At 42.7% G+C, this 18,828-nt stretch carries 18 protein-coding genes; 7 read left to right on the top strand and 11 right to left on the bottom strand.

The window, feature by feature from the left end:
• Together R7P69_RS16260 and R7P69_RS16255 are read left to right on the top strand one after the other, a co-directional pair.
• The coding region (locus tag R7P69_RS16260) for a flagellin (RefSeq protein ID WP_267363462.1) at window positions 1-129 on the top strand (129 nt) is incomplete at its 5' end.
• Window positions 130-245: 116 nt separating this feature from the next.
• Window positions 246-1,370 (top strand): flagellin, encoded by a 1,125-nt coding sequence (locus R7P69_RS16255; protein WP_017634830.1) that lies wholly within the window; start codon window positions 246-248, stop codon window positions 1,368-1,370.
• A gap of 94 nt (window positions 1,371-1,464) precedes the next feature.
• Here the strand turns inward: R7P69_RS16255 and crr are convergent, their stop codons facing one another.
• The 5 genes from crr to cysZ form a co-directional block, all read right to left on the bottom strand.
• Entirely contained in the window at window positions 1,465-1,974 is a 510-nt protein-coding gene (gene crr, locus R7P69_RS16250; protein ID WP_005382041.1) for a PTS glucose transporter subunit IIA, read from the bottom strand.
• A 121-nt stretch (window positions 1,975-2,095) separates the two neighbouring features.
• A complete protein-coding gene (gene ptsI / locus R7P69_RS16245; RefSeq protein ID WP_017634829.1) occupies window positions 2,096-3,820 on the bottom strand; it encodes a phosphoenolpyruvate-protein phosphotransferase PtsI in 1,725 nt (574 codons plus the stop codon).
• A 140-nt stretch (window positions 3,821-3,960) separates the two neighbouring features.
• Window positions 3,961-4,218: an HPr family phosphocarrier protein gene (locus tag R7P69_RS16240; protein ID WP_005382043.1), complete on the bottom strand. Its 258-nt coding sequence runs from the start codon at window positions 4,216-4,218 to the stop codon at window positions 3,961-3,963.
• A 300-nt stretch (window positions 4,219-4,518) separates the two neighbouring features.
• Window positions 4,519-5,487, bottom strand: a complete 969-nt coding sequence (cysK, locus tag R7P69_RS16235; RefSeq protein WP_005382045.1) for a cysteine synthase A — start codon at window positions 5,485-5,487, stop codon at window positions 4,519-4,521.
• Between the two features lie 164 nt (window positions 5,488-5,651).
• Entirely contained in the window at window positions 5,652-6,395 is a 744-nt protein-coding gene (gene cysZ, locus R7P69_RS16230; protein ID WP_025998633.1) for a sulfate transporter CysZ, read from the bottom strand.
• 251 nt (window positions 6,396-6,646) lie between these two features.
• Here cysZ and zipA point away from each other — a divergent pair, with 251 nt between their 5' ends.
• The 3 genes from zipA (at window position 6,647) to R7P69_RS16215 (ending at window position 11,626) form a co-directional block, all read left to right on the top strand.
• Entirely contained in the window at window positions 6,647-7,603 is a 957-nt protein-coding gene (zipA, locus tag R7P69_RS16225; RefSeq protein ID WP_238952234.1) for a cell division protein ZipA, read from the top strand.
• 90 nt (window positions 7,604-7,693) lie between these two features.
• Entirely contained in the window at window positions 7,694-9,706 is a 2,013-nt protein-coding gene (gene ligA, locus R7P69_RS16220; RefSeq protein ID WP_017634827.1) for an NAD-dependent DNA ligase LigA, read from the top strand.
• A 510-nt stretch (window positions 9,707-10,216) separates the two neighbouring features.
• Window positions 10,217-11,626, top strand: coding sequence for an OprD family porin (locus R7P69_RS16215; RefSeq protein ID WP_238952235.1), 1,410 nt, complete (start codon window positions 10,217-10,219; stop codon window positions 11,624-11,626).
• A 336-nt stretch (window positions 11,627-11,962) separates the two neighbouring features.
• On the opposite strand, the gene R7P69_RS16210 is transcribed toward R7P69_RS16215, so the two are convergent.
• From R7P69_RS16210 to bcsE, 6 genes are all read right to left on the bottom strand, one after another.
• Window positions 11,963-12,142 (bottom strand): hypothetical protein, encoded by a 180-nt coding sequence (locus R7P69_RS16210; protein ID WP_054576689.1) that lies wholly within the window; start codon window positions 12,140-12,142, stop codon window positions 11,963-11,965.
• A gap of 324 nt (window positions 12,143-12,466) precedes the next feature.
• On the bottom strand, window positions 12,467-12,928 hold the full coding sequence (locus R7P69_RS16205; protein WP_017634826.1) for an NfeD family protein: 462 nt from the start codon (window positions 12,926-12,928) through the stop codon (window positions 12,467-12,469).
• Window positions 12,929-12,931: 3 nt separating this feature from the next.
• Window positions 12,932-13,849, bottom strand: a complete 918-nt coding sequence (locus tag R7P69_RS16200) for an SPFH domain-containing protein (RefSeq protein ID WP_005382060.1) — start codon at window positions 13,847-13,849, stop codon at window positions 12,932-12,934.
• A gap of 153 nt (window positions 13,850-14,002) precedes the next feature.
• A complete protein-coding gene (gene bcsG, locus R7P69_RS16195; protein ID WP_238952236.1) occupies window positions 14,003-15,628 on the bottom strand; it encodes a cellulose biosynthesis protein BcsG in 1,626 nt (541 codons plus the stop codon).
• Window positions 15,628-15,804, bottom strand: coding sequence for a hypothetical protein (locus tag R7P69_RS16190; protein ID WP_017819966.1), 177 nt, complete (start codon window positions 15,802-15,804; stop codon window positions 15,628-15,630). Before R7P69_RS16190 ends, bcsG begins: the two co-directional genes overlap by 1 nt.
• Entirely contained in the window at window positions 15,801-17,384 is a 1,584-nt protein-coding gene (bcsE, locus tag R7P69_RS16185) for a cellulose biosynthesis protein BcsE (RefSeq protein WP_238952237.1), read from the bottom strand. The genes R7P69_RS16190 and bcsE overlap by 4 nt, the downstream gene beginning before the upstream one ends.
• 470 nt (window positions 17,385-17,854) lie before the next feature.
• Here bcsE and R7P69_RS16180 point away from each other — a divergent pair, with 470 nt between their 5' ends.
• On the top strand, window positions 17,855-18,052 hold the full coding sequence (locus R7P69_RS16180) for a hypothetical protein (RefSeq protein WP_021034149.1): 198 nt from the start codon (window positions 17,855-17,857) through the stop codon (window positions 18,050-18,052).
• Window positions 18,049-18,828, top strand: coding sequence for a cellulose biosynthesis protein BcsQ (gene bcsQ / locus R7P69_RS16175; RefSeq protein ID WP_025767000.1), 780 nt, complete (start codon window positions 18,049-18,051; stop codon window positions 18,826-18,828). Before R7P69_RS16180 ends, bcsQ begins: the two co-directional genes overlap by 4 nt.

The raw sequence follows: 18,828 nt of genomic DNA, 5'->3' as shown, positions 1-18,828 counted from the left end.
ATCAAAGATACAGATTTCGCGAAAGAAACGACGGCAATGACCAAATCACAAATTCTATCGCAAGCGTCAAGCTCAATTCTAGCGCAAGCGAAACAAGCGCCAAACTCAGCGCTAAGTCTGCTAGGTTAATCAATTTAACAAAGCAAGAAACCAAAGCCAGGCTCATCCCTGGCTTTTTGCTTATTGGCTATAACGATTCAGATGTGTCCTGACAGTATGTTCGATAAGGCATTCATATCGATTAGATGCTCTCTTTAAATTCCAATGTTTCTGCGATGGTGGCGCAGAGACACCTGAGTCAAGCAGCTGCGCAAAATGTTGATTCACAACGCAACCTAACTTCGGGATTTCGAATCAACTCGGCGAGCGATGATGCGGCAGGTTTACAGATATCGAATACTCTCCATGTACAAGCGAGAGGGCTTGATGTCGCCTTAAGAAATGCACACGACGCTTTTTCTGTTTCTCAAACAGCGGAGGGAGCATTGCACGAAAGCAGTGACATATTGCAACGCTTACGCTCTCTGGGGCTTCAAGCAGCAAACGGCAGTTATGACTCAAGTGATCGGCAAAGTATTCAATATGAGGTCGTAGCGCTGCAAGATGAGCTTGATCGTGTCGCGATCACGACAACATTTGCGGATAAAAACCTGTTTGATGGATCTTACGGTTCACAAAGTTTCCATATTGGCGCGAACGCTAATTCAATCTCTTTGACGTTACGTAACATGCGTAGCCATATCCCAGAGATGGGAGGGCAGCATTATGTTGGTGATGCGGTCGATAAAGATTGGCGAGTCACTAAAGATAACCAAACCCTAAAAGTCGAATACCAAGACAGTAAAGGGCAAACCCAAACGGAATCCATTGGACTCAAATTGGGTGACCGTATAGAACAGGTCGCCACTTACATCAATGCTCAACAATCGATAGTGAATGCTTCAGTAACGGAAAACAACGAACTGCAATTCTTCGCTTCTACGATGAAGGCGCCAGAGGGTGTGGTTCTCGATGGGAGTTTAGCGGATGAGCTTGATGTGAGCGCTGGTCAATTAGTCACAATGGATGACATCGATATGTCGACGGCAGGTAAGGCGCAGCTTTCAGTTGGGGTGATTGATGCAGCAATTAAGTACGTTGATTCGCACCGAAGTGAAATTGGCAGCTTTCAGAACCGTGTAAATGGTTCGGTGGATAACTTAAATACTGTGAATCGGAGTGTTACAGAATCCAAGAGTCGAATAAGAGATACAGACTTCGCAAGAGAATCTACGGAAATGGTGCGTTCTCAAGTGCTCCAAGATGCGACAACTGCGTTATTGGCTCAGGCAAAGCAAAGGCCGAGTTCGGCACTTGGATTACTTAGCTGAGCGGGTTTCAGCGATGCCCATCGCTCAGAAAAAAGTCAGATAATAAAAAACGCTGCCATTGGCAGCGTTTTTTTCGTGTTCGATTAAGTAAAAATTACTTAGTTACACGTAGAACTGGAGTTTCACCAACAGTTACAGAACCAGAAAGCTTGTTTAGCTCTTTGATTTCGTCCATGTTAGAGATAACAACTGGAGTTAGCGTTGACTTCGCTTTCTCTTCTAGAAGAGCTAGATCGAATTCAATTACAGTGTCGCCAGCTTTAACAGTTTGACCTTCTTCAGCGATACGCGTGAAGCCTTCGCCTTTTAGTTCAACTGTGTCGATACCGAAGTGAACGAAAAGCTCAACACCGTCGTCAGACTCGATAGAGAACGCATGGTTAGTTTCGAAGATCTTACCGATAGTACCGTTTACAGGAGCTACCATTTTGTTGCCTGCTGGCTTGATAGCAATACCGTCACCAACGATTTTCTCAGCGAAAACAACATCTGGCACGTCTTCGATGTTTACAATCTCACCAGAAAGTGGCGCGATGATTTCGATAGCACCAGCGTCAGCGCTGTCATCAGATACAAGCTTCTTAAGTTTGTCAAACAGACCCATTGTGTCATGCTCCTAAGGTTTGGTTTTATTCTGTCGAATTATAGTATACCAATATAGCTCATTAGACGACTTTTTTCGCCGTCTAATGGCCATTAAGTATTGAATTACTTGGTACTACCGATTACTGAGCTTTCTCAGCAATAAACTTTTCTACCACGGCTTCGATTTCTTCTGCTGTTGGTAGAGAAAGGGCTTCTTCAGCCATTGCTTTCACTTCTGCGAAGTTAGAGTTACGAACTACTTTCTTCACTTTAGGGATTGAAATGCCGCTCATTGAGAACTCGTCCAGACCCATACCTAGAAGTAGAAGTGTTGCACGCTCGTCACCTGCAAGTTCACCACACATACCAGTCCATTTACCTTCTGCGTGAGAAGCGTCGATAACTTGCTTGATCACTGTAAGTACAGCTGGTGATAGTGGGTTGTATAGGTGAGAAATCATCTCGTTACCACGGTCAACCGCTAGCGTGTACTGAGTTAGGTCGTTTGTACCGATAGAGAAGAAAGACACTTCCTTCGCTAAGTGGTGTGCGATCGCAGCAGCAGCAGGAGTTTCAACCATAACACCGATTTCGATGTTTTCGTCGAACGCGTGGCCTTCAGCGCGTAGCTCTTCTTTGTACTCTTCGATCGCTTTCTTAAGCTCACGGATTTCTTCGACAGAGATGATCATTGGGAACATGATACGCAGTTTGCCGTGTGCAGAAGCACGTAGGATGCCACGTAGCTGATCACGAAGGATTTCACGACGATCCAGACTGATACGTACAGCACGCCAACCTAGGAATGGGTTCATCTCTTTTGGAAGATCCATGTATGGGAGATCTTTATCGCCGCCGATATCCATAGTACGGATGATCACAGCTTGACCGTTCATTGCTTCCGCAACTTCTTTGTACGCTTGGTACTGTTCTTCTTCAGTTGGTAGCGCAGTACGGTCCATAAATAGGAATTCAGTACGGTACAGACCAACACCTTCACCGCCGTTACGAAGGATACCGTCACAGTCTTTCACTGTACCGATGTTACCGCAAACTTCTACACGGTGACCGTCAGTCGTTTCTGCGTGTAGGTCTTTCAGTTTCGCTAGCTCTTCTTTTTCAGCTAGGAATGCTGCTTTAACCGCTTTCGCTTCTTCTAGCTCAGCTTCTGATGGGTTAACAACAATCTTGTTGTTCATTGCGTCAAGAATCAGCATGTCGCCATTCTTAACTTTCTTCGTGATGTCGTTAGTACCAACGATAGCTGGAAGCTCAAGTGAGCGAGCCATGATTGAAGTGTGAGATGTACGACCGCCGATATCACAAGCAAAACCAAGCACGTAGTCTAGGTTAATTTGCGCAGTTTCAGATGGCGTTAGGTCGTAAGCAACAAGAATTACTTCTTCGCTGATATCGCTAAGCGAAACAATGTTGATGCCTAGTGCGTTCTTAACAAAACGAGAACCGATATCGCGGATGTCAGTTGCACGCTCTTTTAAGTATTCGTCATCTAGAGACTCAAGAGCACATGCTTGCTCTTCGATCACTGAGTGGATAGCGTGATCAGCAGTCATCTTGTCGTTTTTGATAAGTGCTAGGATTTCCTCTTCTAGCTCTTCGTCTTCAAGAAGCATGATGTGACCTTCAAAGATCGCTTCTTTTTCTTCGCCAAACGTTTCAAGCGCTTTTTGCTTGATAGTTTCTAGCTGAGCTGCAGATTTGTTACGAGCGTCAAAGAAACGCTGAACTTCAGCTTCTACTTGATCGTCAGAAATAGTGTTTGTGTTTAGGACAATTTCATCTTCTTGAAGTAGTAGTGCTTTACCGATTGCAATACCAGGAGATGCTAGGATGCCTGAAATCATAGCCTTACCTTAAGTTTGGTCAACTTTATAAAACGGGAGAATAATGGGTGCGCTAACGAATAGTTTTAGCTTAGTTTTGAGCCTATTTCCAACGAAGCCATTTTGCTTTCACAAAATGGCTTCTGGAGTAGGAGACCGGATTAGTGTAGTTGGTCCATTAGAGCAACTAGGTGGTCAACTGCTTGCTGAGCTTGTGGGCCTTCAGCAGAAATAGTAACTTGAGTACCTTTTACTAGGCCTAGTGTTTGTAGTTTGAACAGGCTCTTAGCGCTAGCGCTTTTACCGTTAGAAGTCACAGTGATGTCTGCGTCGAATGCTTTCGCTTCTTTAACAAACTGTGCAGCTGGACGAGTGTGAAGGCCGTTTTCTGCTGTGATTTCTACTTGCTTCTCGTACATGTGATATACCCCAATAAATGTATTTTTTTGTTAGTTTGTGACCAGATTTTAGCTTAACTGCTTTACATCTTGTGCGCTAGCACGGGAAGAGTTCAAAGCGCGTCAGTTCTGATACTAGTCAAAAGTTTGGTAACTACGCAACTGTTTGCGTGCGTAATCACTTTGAAACCTTTTTGTGTTCTGCTTCTTTATTTTGAAGCTAGAAATAAAACACCCTGATATTACCAAAGGTAGGGCAGGGATCAACAAAAAAGCCCCTAAACGGGGCTTTTTTAAACTAAAAATTGATTTGAACACATATTATTGTTGGTTCTCTTTTTCGGTAAAGATACCTGCAAAGAGTGCTGTACTTAGGTAACGCTCACCGGAACTTGGCAAGACAGTTACAATTGTTTTTCCTTCAAATTCAGGTAGTTCCGCAAGTCGGTTCGCTGCAACAACCGCTGCGCCAGATGAGATACCAGCTAGGATACCTTCCTCTTCCATTAGGCGACGAGCCATCTCAATCGCTTCTTCTGAGGTAACTTGCTCAACACGGTCAATAATGTCTAAATCGAGGTTACCAGGGATGAAACCAGCACCGATACCTTGAATTTTGTGCGGGGCAGGTTGGATTTCTTCGCCAGCAAGTGCTTGTGCAATAACCGGAGACTCTGCTGGCTCAACTGCAACAGAAGTGATGGCTTTGCCTTTTTCACCTTTGATGTAACGGCTTGTACCTGTAATAGTACCGCCCGTACCAACACCAGCAACGAATACGTCGATTTCACCGTCTGTCGCTTCCCAAATCTCAGGGCCCGTAGTCTTTTCGTGGATTTCTGGGTTCGCTGGGTTGTCAAATTGTTGAAGAAGTAGGTACTTCTCAGGGTTGCTTGCTACGATTTCTTCTGCTTTAGCAATCGCCCCTTTCATGCCTTTCGCCGCTTCAGTCAGCTCAAGGTTCGCGCCTAGTGCTTTTAGTAGCTTACGGCGTTCTAGGCTCATTGATTCAGGCATGGTCAATGTTAGCTTGTAACCGCGAGCAGCCGCTACGAATGCTAGAGCAACACCAGTGTTACCACTGGTAGGTTCTACAAGCTCTACACCTGGCTTAAGAAGGCCCGCTTTCTCTGCTTCCCAAATCATGTTTGCACCGATACGGCACTTAACACTGAAGCTAGGGTTACGCGCTTCAATTTTTGCGAGAACTTTGCCTTTACTTACTTTGTTTAGACGAACGAGAGGTGTATTACCAATAGTAAGAGAGTTATCTTCGTAGATTTTGCTCATAGTGATGTTCCTTCATTACACGTTGTGTGAATATGGATAGAAGAATATGCGGTATGAAAAAAAGGGAAAAGGATTAAAAAGTTATATCTTATTAGGTTGGCCCAGAACTTGATAAAAGAAAAGGGAAAAGCTGGCGCTGATCCCTTTCCTTAATCTCTAATCGACTATCGTTGGTGCTTAAACTCCGCGACCCACATAGCGGTTGCACCACATATTGCTACAGGCATGACAATGAGGTTCAAAATTGGGATCGTCGTAAACACAGACACCAATACCCCAAAGCCATAGGCCTTACCTTGCTTTTGTTTCAATTTGTAACGCATGTCGTTAAATGGGATTTTATGGTTATCAAACGGGTAGTCACAATATTGAATCGCGAGCATCCAGGCGGTAAAGATAAACCATAAAAATGGGCCTACTGTTTGTCCAAGGGCAGGGATGAGCAATAATAGGAATAGGCCTATTGCTTTAGGTAAAATGTAAAGGAGCTTTCTCCACTCACGAGCTAAAACGCGAGGAACATCTTTCAGGACGGCAGTGAAACCATCATCATTTACTTTTTGTCCCGTTAAGTACTCTTCCACTTTTTCAGCCAAGAGGCCATTGAATGGCGCGGCGATAAAGTTCGCGAGCGTGCTGAAAAAATAGGAGAAGGTAGCGAGTATCGTCAGAGCGAGTAAAGGCCAAAGAATGTAAGTTAACCAGGATAAAAACTCAGGCAGCTGCCCAATCCAGCCTTCTATCCATATATTAAGGTTTGAAAATAGATAGAAGATGGCACCACCTACAAGCAAGATATTTGCAAGTAGAGGTAAGATGACAAAGCGCCTGATTTTAGGGGCAAGTGCCAATTGTATCCCGTATAGAAAATAACCGAACCCGGTTCTCTGCTGATTGTTTTGCTTCATGTCTATTTTGGCTTCGTGTAAATGAAAACTCATTGTACCTGTGAGGACTTTTCTTTCAATGCCCTGACAAATGACGTCTTGTTAAGTGGAATCGTGGCAAGAATCACAACAAAAAACGGAACTTCTTGCATTAAGTTGTTCTAAATCTACATATAGTTTTGGTAAAGTAAACGTATCATTCAGATTTATTGCACTTGGGTTGCTGCTCAAGGAACTGCGAGTAGTAAAAACAAGTATATTGAGAGTAAATAATGCAGGAATTGCGATTCGTACTCATTGTTGTTGGCGCATTAGCCATCGCGGCATTACTGTTTCATGGTTTATGGAGCAGTAAAAAAGAAGGCAAAGCAAAGTTTGGTAACAAGCCACTTGGTAAGCTGGATGTTGACCAAGAAGACAAAAATGATCTTGTTGAGAAAGAACGAGACTTCGCTCCCGCTCCTGAAGATGACTTTGAGATCATTCGCAAAGATCGCAAAGAGCCAGATTTTGGGATGGCGAATTCTTTCGACAACAAGTTTGAATCTGACCCGTTATTCGGTGGCCCATCTGAAGTCAAACAGACGCAGCAGGAGCCGGATGACATCCCTTCATTTGTTGCAGAAAAAGATAAAGAAGAGGACGTTGAGCCTGTTGTTCAAGCAACAGTAGCTGAAGAGCCATTCCAGCCCGCTGTGGAAGAAGACGCTATTCCCGCCGCGTTTGATATTACGGAGAAAGAACAGCAAGTCGAAACGGTTAGTGAGCCTGTCGTTGCAGAGCCTAAGGAAGAGCCAAAGCCAGCACCTGAAATGCAAGTGATTGTATTGAATGTGCACTGTGCTGGTGAAGAGCCATTTTTTGGTACTGCTTTATTTGAAAGTATGCAACAAAACGGTCTAATTTATGGCGAGATGGATATTTTCCATCGTCATGTTGACTTGTCCGGTAACGGCAAAGTGCTGTTTAGCGTCGCTAATATGATGCACCCTGGTACGTTTGAGCATGCTGATCCTGCTGAGTTTACAACGAAGGGTATTTCATTCTTCATGACATTGCCTTGTTATGGCGAGGCTGAACAGAACTTCAACTTAATGCTCCGAACTGCACAGCAAATTGCTGATGACTTAGGTGGTAACGTACTTGATGACCAGCGCAACTTAATGACGCCAGATCGTTTAGCATCTTATCGACGTCAAATAGTTGAGTTTAATGCCGCTAACGCATAATCTTAACAGCAAATAATAATAGGGCTCCGGATGGAGCCCTTTTTCTTGGATTTCCCAACCTCACCGATTGAAAATACACGGGGCTTTACTATGTCTGAATCAGTACTTCAGCGACTAGAAGAACTAAAAGAGTCGTTGCATTACCACGCTGTGCGTTACTACGTGGAAGATAACCCAGAGATCCCTGATGCCGAGTACGACCGTTTAATGCGAGAGTTACTGGATATTGAAGCTGAGAACCCTGACTTAATAACCGTAGACTCGCCAAGCCAACGTGTCGGTGGACAACCTCTCTCTGCGTTTAGCCAAGTGACACATGAAGTACCGATGCTTTCGCTTGATAACGCGTTTGATGATAGTGAACTTGATAGTTTCCACAAGCGCGCACAAGAGCGCGTGGGCAGCCAGAGTGTGAAAGAATACTGTTGTGAGCCTAAATTGGATGGACTCGCCGTAAGTTTGTTATATGAGAATGGCGTGTTAGTTCAAGCGGCCACTCGAGGCGATGGTACTACGGGTGAAAACATCACAGAGAATGTGCGTACGATTAAAGCCATTCCTTTAAAACTCAGAGGTAATGACTGGCCAAATCGTCTTGAAGTTCGTGGTGAAGTCTTTATGCCGAAAGTTGGGTTTGAAAAGCTCAATGAATTAGCAAGGAAGAAAGGCGAGAAAATCTTTGTTAATCCACGTAACGCTGCGGCAGGTAGCTTACGACAATTGGATTCACGTATTACGGCTTCTCGTCCGCTTAGCTTCTATGCATACAGTGTAGGCGTGGTGCAAGGCGCAGAATTGGCAGCAAGTCATTACGAACGCTTTTTGCAAATCAAATCTTGGGGACTGCCAATGTGTCCGGAAACTAAGCGAGTTGAAAGCTTGGCGGATGTAAAAGCTTACTACCAAGATATATTGCAGCGTCGTGATGCCCTCCCTTATGAGATCGATGGTGTCGTTATTAAAATTGACGATATTGCCGTGCAAGAGCGTCTGGGGTTTGTTGCTCGCGCTCCACGTTGGGCGATTGCCTACAAATTTCCAGCTCAGGAAGAAATGACGACACTGAATGAAGTGGAGTTCCAAGTCGGTCGCACTGGTGCGATTACACCTGTTGCTAAGCTAGAGCCTGTATTTGTTGGCGGGGTAACGGTAAGTAATGCGACGCTTCATAACGCAGATGAGATAGAACGTCTGCAGGTCAAGATTGGTGATCACGTTGTGATCCGCCGTGCTGGCGATGTTATTCCGCAAGTCGTATCTGTCATCAAAGAGCGTCGACCAGAAACAGCTCGAGATATTGTTTTCCCAACTCAGTGTCCTGTTTGTGGTTCGCATGTTGAGCGGATCGAAGGAGAAGCGGTAACACGTTGTATGGGGGGCTTAGTTTGCCAAGCCCAACGCAAACAAGCGCTAAAACACTTTGTTTCTCGTAAAGCGTTAGACGTTGACGGTTTAGGCGATAAAGTGATCGAGCAGCTTGTTGATCGTGAGATGGTGAAAACTCCTGCTGACTTATTTAAGTTATCAGCGGGGATTTTAACCGTACTAGATCGCATGGGGCCAAAGTCTGCGCAGAATATTGTGAATGCGTTAGAAAAATCCAAAGAAACAACTTTACCTCGGTTTTTGTATTCACTGGGGATCCGTGAAGTTGGCGAGGCAACCGCAGCAAACTTAGCAATGCACTTTAAAACGTTGGGAGCGATCCAAAATGCTACCGAAGAGCAGTTGATTGAAGTGCAAGACATCGGTGCTGTGGTTGCTCAACATATTACGACTTTCTTTAGTGAAGAACAGAACCAAGCGGTGGTTAAAGATTTGCTTGAACAAGGAATTCATTGGCCAGAGATTAATACTACTGAGCAGGTGGGGGAATTACCATTAGAAGGTAAAACAGTAGTATTAACGGGAACACTTTCTCAACTGGGGCGTACAGAAGCCAAAGAAGCCCTCCAAGCACTGGGGGCTAAAGTGACGGGTAGTGTTTCTAAGAAAACCGATATTTTGTTTGCTGGTGAAAATGCAGGTTCGAAGCTCGCAAAGGCACAAGAACTGGGTATCGAAATTAAAACAGAACAAGACTTACTCGAACTGATGAATTAAGTCTTCTCAAAAAAGCTAAAAAATAACTAAAAGCCCCGTATGCTAAGCATGCGGGGCTTTTTCTTGTTCATAATTAAGTGTTTTTTTATTGAGTAATTGATGCCTTTGTTCTTTTCAGTGATCAAGATCGAACCTTGGGTTATTGGTTTTTTTGGCTTTTTTAGTCTGCGAGTGACTTCAAGTTGATACTTTCAAGTTCAATTTAAGTGTTTGATTTTAAATAACAATTTGTTGTGTTGTGTTGATGTTGTTAAAAATAAGATCTGGATCAATAAGTTATATGGAACTTTGGAGTGGCTCATATTTTTTTAGAAAAAAAATAAGTTCCATTTGGATGTTTTTAGCTGCGAAGTTAGTCTTAATCACGTGGATACACGGTGTGTATGCAGGAACTAAAAAAAGCCAAATTAGAAATAATGAGGTTTGATCAGGAATTTACTTCTCTCCTTCGGCGGCCAACTAAAGGTGAGATAGAAAAATACAGCTATATCCATTTTTAGGAGTTTTTCCATGGACAAATTTTTTAAGGTTTCAGCGTTAACCGCAGCAATGTTTGGTGTTGTTGCTGTCGCTCCAGCTACAGCGTCTACTGAAAGTGCAGCAGGTGGCGAGTACGTAGAGAAAGTGAACGAATTTATGCAAGACTCAAGTCTGAATGCATTATTCATAGTTGATACTCGTTCACGAACTCGTACAACAGGTAAGCCCGGCGGTGAAAATGGTGACCGTTGGAGTCGTCTAAACTACTCTTCTTACAACGCAAGTTTAGACTTCACTTCTGGCTACCACGATGGTTGGGTGGGCGCAGATGTTGCGGCTTACTACTCTGGCGATCTTTACAACGATAGTCTTTACAATTCAAACGAAGGCTACCTATGTAACGAAATCTCAACTTGTAACAACCTAGACTGGGGTGCAGGTGATGGTCAGCAGCTTAAAGTTTACAAAGCAGCGCTGAAATTCAAAGCAAACGAAAACTTTAATGCTCGTTTTGGTATGTTACAGGCTGGTGGTAACGGTACAATCGGTAACGTTTGGAGCTTTGTACCTGGTACTTACCGTGGTTTCGAACTGAACGCTAAACTTGGTGATTTCAACCTAAGCTACTTTGGCGCAGACCAATTTACAGCACCTTGGCTGCTTCACGAAGATGATTACGCACCAGCGCTTTGGTCTGACACTTCATGGAGCTACCTACACTCTCTAGGCCTAAACGGTAACCTAACTGACAGCTTGTTTATGCAACTTGGTTTGGGTCAAGCTACTGGCGTTCAATATGCAAATGGTGTTGACTGGGGTGCAGGTCAAGTAACTAGCTACCACAACGAAACTGACAACACTTCTTACAAGGCTTACTTGAAGTACACTGTTAGTGACCGTACAACTCTAGCATTTGATTTCTACGGTGTTGACGATGATGTGAAATACGATGGTCTAGGTTTCCACACTGGTCTATCTTTGAATCAATCTTTCGGCAAGCTAGCTTGGATGTCTGAGTTGCGCTACACAGACACAGATAACCGTGCGGACTTCGTTCCTCGTACTATTCATACATATGGTATGAACAATGGTACTTGGTCTCAGTGGTGGGACGCGCTATCTGACTGGAACAAAGCGGGTGAGCTAGCATGGTACAACCGTCTATCTTACAACCAAGGTAACGGCTGGAACTACTACCTAGGCTTTGGTTACGGTACTGGCGCTGACTCTGCAGCAAGCGGAGCATCAGGTGACTGGGATTACGAAAGCGAATACGCAGTTAACGCAACAGTATCTTACTCACTACAAAGTGGCGCGCTTAAAGGTTCTACCATTCGTTTACACGGTACAATCCTAGAACGTGATGAGTACGCAGGTGCTGGCGATGCGGATGAAACAGACTTACGTCTACAAGTTCTTATCCCTTACAGCTTCCACTAATACTTAGTGAAATAATAAAAGGAGCCGCTAGGCTCCTTTTCTATTTCACTTCTCGGCCGTCGTATATTTTGCAATATAACGGTGGCAACATATGTACATTACCGTTTGGCAACTCACACTTTATCTCTGGGCCTATCGTACGACCACCGGATGCACCATTAGCATGAGTGGTTAACGGAATTATGGCAAAAGATATTACTAATAGACCAGATAAAAATCTCATAATCATCACCTCAATATAAACTTTAAATATCTACGTACTTGTATAAACCGTGACTACGCAGAAAGGTAAGGTTGAAAAGGGCTCTTATATCAAACTAAGCTCTTACTTCTTTACTATTCCCATTCCCCACCTCTAAATCGACACATTTCACTTGGAATATTCGTAATGTCGCCACTTGGCATCTTACATTCGACTATAGGTCCCAAATTAGTTGTACCGCCGTTTCCGTTGTTGTAGGCAAAGGAAGAAAAAGAAAAAATACCGCACATCATTAAAAAGAGAAGCTTATTCATAGTACATCCTCTTACTTACCAAATAAAAAGCACTCAACTTAAATGCTTATGCGTTAAGTATGTATCCGAGGATAAAAAGATCAAAAAATAATTCAATAAAGTTTTATTTTTTAAAATAAATTTAGATCGATAATTTACCTAGATATATTTCTATCTTATTGATTGTCGTGTGTTGAATAATTAAATAATAGGAAATGGTAGGTAGGGTATTAATAATATTACTAATACTTATTTTTTTCTCGATTTTAATTAAGGTAATGAAATGAAAGCAGTTGTTTAGATTAAAGTAATGGAGCATGATTTGCCCCATTACTTTGGCATAAATTAATTTGAATCAGGCTCAATGATTAAAATAATACCTTCAACATCGGTGATTCTTACGCGGGTACCGGCTGGAAGTGCTTGATCCGATTGTGCGGACCATGTGGTATCGGCTACCTTGATGCGATTGAGCCCGACGGAAAAGTCTTCTTCAAGGATAAGAGTACGCCCAATTAACTGCTTGTACTTTTGGTTCAGATCTCTTTCTTGGTCTTCTTGCTTGTCTTTAGACCATTGTCGTCGCCACCAAAGCCAGGTGGTGATTAAGCTGAAGCTTGCAAAGCAAAGCCATTGCAATTGCCAGCTCATTGGCAAAACGGTCATGAGTGCTCCAACGATAAGTGCAGACATCCCGAGCCAGAGAAAATACCCTGCGGTACCAAGTAGCTCAACTGCTAAAAGAGCAAAGCCAAACGCTAGCCAATGCCAGAAAGAGATACCTTCCAACAAACTAAAAAAGTCCATAAATTATTCTTTATCTTGCTGTTTAAACATTTCTGCTATCCCTGCAACCGAGCCCATTAGTCCGGTTGCTTCTAATGGAAGCATAATGATTTTACCATTTTCGGCTTGACCAATGCTTTTGATCGCTTCGGTATAACCCTGTGCAATGAAGTAATTGACGGCTTGCATGTCACCTTTTGCAATGGCTTCGGAAACCATGTAAGTCGCTTTTGCTTCTGCTTGCGCGGCACGCTCACGTGCTTCTGCATGGAGAATAGCAGACTGCTTTTCGCCTTCAGCTTTTAATATCTCTGATTGTTTATGACCTTCGGCCTTTAATATCTCAGCTTGGCGAACCCCTTCTGCTTCAAGAATTTCCGCACGCTTATTACGCTCGGCTTTCATTTGCGCATTCATTGCAGCGGTCAGATCGGCTGGTGGCTGGACATCTTTAATCTCAATTCGTGTGACTTTTACGCCCCAAGGGTTTGTTGCTTGGTCAACAATCGCCAACAGCTTAGAGTTGATCATGTCGCGTTGGCTCAGCATTTCGTCCAGTTCCATTGAACCTAAAACGGTACGAATGTTGGTAAGGGTCAAGTTTCTAATAGCGTGTTCTAAATCGTTGACTTCATAAGCCGCTTTGGCAGCATCGATCACTTGAACAAATCCGACAGCGTCAATAACCACGTTAGCGTTATCTTTTGAAATGACCTCTTGCGCAGGAATATCGAGAACGCGCTCCATCATATTTACTTTTTGACCAACTTTATCAACGAATGGAATGATCAAGTTTAAACCCGGCTTTAATGTGTGGGTGTAGCGTCCGAAGCGTTCAACTGTCCAGTTGTTTCCTTGCGGAACCGTTTTAATGGCTGAAGATAAGATAACGACAGCAAGAACGACGAAAATACCGATGGTGATCAGTGAATCAATTGGCATGAGTTATTCCCTTAAGTGCATAATGTTCGATCCATTTTTACCTATTTATAGACAATAGACAATTGAAGTTCTGAGACCTTTGAGAGGTTATTGGTTTTTTATATGACAAAGGCCGGAAACACCGGCCTTTGTCATGGCATGGTTTTACTCTCGCTATTTTGCGGGGTATTCAATCCAACTTGAACCATCAAGAGAAACATAATACTTCCCTTGTACTTCAATCACAGCAGAGCCTGAGTTCTGCGCGACAACTCGTGTTTCTGGTAGGTTCTCTGTCAATATTGAAGGGCTAAACGTCTTACTTTGATAAATGTTTTTATCCAGGATATTCGAAACGAGCTGCGACAATGCCAGATAGCTAGATGGCTCGCTTACGTGTTCGGTGTCGCCCTGACGCTGAATTCCTTCTCCGAAGATTTTAATTCCTACCGGTGTATGAATGATTGTCGGTGCAGGAATTTCTCGCATACCCGAAATTTGCATGCGGTCTCCTCGCATTCCACCACCATGTTCTGGTACCAAAGCGACAACGATGTTGCGTTTTGAGGACTCTAAGGTTTTAAAGAACGCGTGGAGATCATCAAGCAAATTCTCAAGGCGTATTTTGTAGCTAGCAATAGATGTGCTTGAATTCGCATTGATGATCCTGTTGCCATCATGTAGTGAAATTGAGTTGTAGAGTGCCACGACTTTGTCGTCACTACTGTTAAGTCTTTGCTGCCACCAATTATCCAATACTTGCTTATCGCGGAAGATAGAAGAGCCATCAAAAGATTTTTGGTAAGGAGTTAAGTCTTCTTGAGACATAAGAGCCGCTTGTAAGTCGCCGTCTTTTTTGATCAATTCAAGGAAGCTATCAAAGACACCATTGTGGTTCATCAGTAAATTTTCTGTGAAGCCTAGCTCTTTCAAACTTTCGAACAAGTAGCACTGCTTTGATGGTGCTGGCTGGAACAGTTGACTGTGTTCCTGTTGACCACAATTGGCTCGTAACAGACGAATGACAGCAGGCCCACTGTATGACGTAGCGGAGCTAAAATTGTCGAACATGATGTCAAACTCTTTGAACAGCGGATGATCAGCCAGTCCTGCAATTTCGATGTCATCCCACGCGACCGAACAAATACTCAAGAACAGCAAATCAAAAGGAGCATCCATTGCGCTGTTTGTATCGAATGCCACACGTCGGGAAGCTTCTTTAGCAAAGAAATCTGCAGTTAACGTGTTGAGACTGGCATCATTAATTTCCGTTATTTGAGGTTGTTTGCCAGCAGTAACCTCGTTTGTCGGCTGTTGTTGAGTTACTTCTGCAGCCACTGTTGTCTGAGGTTCAGTCGTCATTGGCATACTTATATAGACCATCGCAATAACCACAAAGACTGAAACCCTAACAAACTTGCTCAAAATAAAGTACGCACCACACAAAGCGAGCAATCCGAGTATTGCTTGGAATGATAAAAATCGTCCCAAAAGCTCGACCAGATAACTCAATTCAAACTGCATTAACTGTCCCGCTTGAGCCCAAAGACGGTCTAGAGGAGGGAGATAAGAATCATAATGCAAGAGCCACGCTGCGGCGACAAATACAACGATATGACGTACCGCATTTAGGCTTTTCATCGAGATAGGAAGCAGGATGAAGATCAACAGCGCAAAGTTTTCCATTGGATGGAAATCGATGATTCCTTGAAAATAGAGCGCTGTTTTTGCGATAAAGTAAATATTCCACCAGCCCAATCCTATAGTGGAGGGGGTAGAGTCATGAGAATGCGATATCATTACTTAAGCTTCTTAGTGTTAGTGGCTGATGTATCTAGCTCAAAATAGCGCGAGCGTTTTAAGTGCTTGTGGTAAAAGCGTCGGGTAGCGTTTACTAGGTCACGGATAAAGTATCCTAGGAGTAGGCCAATACCTGAGCTGATAATCACGGTCAGTAAAAAATCGTTAATATTCATGAACGCTCCTTGAGCTCGATGGTTTTTTTCACAGCAAACAAAGGAGGAACATCAGTAATGGAGTTAGTGGCGGTATGGAATATTTTCCTCTCTGTCGCCAGAGCTGAAACGTCGTCGGATATGACGGCTTCATCTTGAACGATGAATTTTAACTCTGTTTCGATATCTAATTGAGTATCAAACGTGTGAGTTGAATGAAATAAGTCTCTCACTGGGAACTCAAATATATTGTTGAGTGCAATATCAATATCGCTATGTCGAATAGCACTGAACAAGACATATAGAGCTTTGTTGCAGGCTGTCACAACGTCGCCATCTCTTCGAATATGGCAAAGACGTAAACATTCCTCTGCCGTCATACCTGGTAATAAGTTCAGCTTGATAAGCGCAAAGTTCACATTTGAGTGTGTTGAGTGGGAAATGACGTCAATACAGTATTGGCTAAAGTCCTGGTTTTGTAAGTAGCCTTTGCTACCAAACTCAAAGTCATATTTTAAGAGCGCCTCTAAACTTTCAGGAATTGGGCGTGTAAGCATTTGGCCTTGAATTGCTTCAACCTGAGTCATAAAGCGCATGTGGGGGATTTGCGCGTGAGAAATGAAGTTTGCCCCCGCGCGAAGCAAGAACTTTTCATCTGCATATCTCAGACATTGTTGGGTCTCCCTGACAATAATCTTTAGTCGACGGCCATATGCGGACCTTAAACGGTAGCAATCTAACGCGATCTGTTGAACTTCGCTTTGGTTATCGCAGCTGAAAATAATCGTTGAAGAGCGAGGGTTGTCTAGCATCGCTATGAGTCCTTGATTGCTCTCTGCCACACGCATCCCTTTTGGGGCTTTCACGCTTTCTCTGAAAGCTCTTCTGCTGACATAGATTCTATCACTATCCGATTTGTCTTCTGGCATGACATGAGATTGATGCGTTTCGTAAGACGTTGCTTTTAGTGTTTTATCTTTAGTTTTAGTGAGAATGTATTCGTGTTGGGTAATTACACCGTGTTTATTGGACCAAAAATCCACAAGATAGCAGTAGCGAGCGTCATCTAATGATGTCATGGTCGCCAAACCTGCAATGTGTCTATTGTGAGAAATAAGAATGGGCTTTAATAGTGAAGTCGTCAGATGCCCATATATACAAACACTAATAGTGATTTTTTTATTATTTGCCAGCTCATTTAAGCTTTGTAGAAAGACACTTATAAAATCATCATTAGTTGATGATAGTAGCGAGTCTGGAACAACTAATAGACATGTAGAAAACTTCTTTATGTTCGTTTTGTGAATGTCTTTAGCAAGATTTATAGCTTTGGGCGTTTTTTTTGTGAATTTATGACTAAGAAAAAAACACTGTTCAAGGTAGGTTTTAGATAAGTCATTGAATTTCATTAAGGCTTCATCATTCAATGTGGACAAAAAAGTTTCTTTGTCTGTAAAGCTTGTAAGTGAAGTGTTGTCATTTTCCGGTAGTGTACTGAACAAATAATCAATAAGCATCTGTTTATGAGTAAATAAGTTTACATAAACAGAGTTTATCTCTCGTTCGTTTTTAATAGCAGATGATTCAGAGAGTGATGACATAAAGAGCCTTAAATCAATAACTTAATGTGTTTTGCGAAGCTCACAATCCGTTGTATGCTAATCGTTACAATTTTGATTTTCTTAGTGACAAGAAAATGACGCTAAGATATTAAACGAAATTGATCAGAAATTAAAATAGTTATAGCATGTGCTTCACATGATGTTTATGAGTTTAAAATCAATAGTCTCTAAGTCTATGATTCTCATTTAAAATATTTAAATTTCTTATATGTATTAAATGGATGGTAACAATTCATTATTGTAATCCTTTTTTCTGAAGTTAAATATTATTTAGGCCTTTGTTATTTATATGGGCTATAAATAAACTTATTCACATTCATCATCGTTCTATAAATATGAGACGCATAGGTCGATGCGTCAATTTTTTAACAATGGAATTTATACTGAAAATGATAGTGGCGGGATTGCTGTTATCTCAGTTTAAGCTCCGTTACATTGTGAAAAATTCTATGACTGAGTCTGCAAAAGATATTAATTCGATCTACTCTTCTTATAACTTAACTCAATACACGTATATTGAAACAACAGAAAACGAGTCTTACGTACAAGTTAAAAATAAGTGGCAAGTCTTCAAAGCCAACGGTGCTCGTAATGTTCTATCTTTGGTACGTAATACGCAGAAAAATTCAGAAACGGAAGCGATATGAAGCGCCTTCTATTTGTTAGTTTAAAAGGCGGTTGTGGCTCAACGACCGTCGCTGCGAATTTGGCACAAGCGTTAGTTAAGATAAATAAACAGGTACTGGCCATTGAGGTGGTGCCTAATAGTTTACTGCAAGCTCATCTTGGCTTGCCGAGGGAAGAGCAAGGAGGCTGGGCGAAACAACTTCTTTTAGATAAGCCTTGGACCCAGGCTGGTTATGAAAGCCCACAAGGTGCACTTTTTTTACCGTTTGGCCATCTGAATTCTGAGCAGTTAAAAGCGTTTTTTAATGAGCGTTCTCACTATCTATCAATGTTAGGTGAAACGACGTTGCAAGTGAGCGAAAACCGTGGTGAACAGTGGCTGCTTTTTCACGCCGACTTAGCAGAGCTTACTGATCCTGAAGTGCGATCTTTTGTCGACTCAATGGATATGATTGTGGTGGTGGTAACGGCAGACGCCTTGAGTTATCTCACTCTTCAATCTTGGCTACAACATGAAGAGCTATCGAGATTGCTTCGCTCTGACAAATTACGTTTTTTGGTGAATAAATATCAGCCAGAAACCGAAATTGGTCGTGATTTCATGTTGGTGCTGAAAAAGGAACTTAGCGAATCCTTGATTCCTGTTTCGATTCATCGAGATACGGCATTGCTTGAATGTGTGGCAAACCTGACGACCGTTCAACACTATTCGCCATCGAGCCAAGCCGCAAAAGATTTTCAGTCTTTTGCTTTTTGGTGTGTATCAGCGTTATCAAGCGCTCAGGACCAAAGCTAA

The sequence above is a fragment of the Vibrio sp. 661 genome (genome assembly GCF_033339315.1).
Classification (GTDB): Bacteria; Pseudomonadota; Gammaproteobacteria; order Enterobacterales; family Vibrionaceae; genus Vibrio; species Vibrio alginolyticus.
Note: the sequence above shows the minus strand (reverse complement) of the source record. Positions and strands in the feature narration are given on the sequence as shown.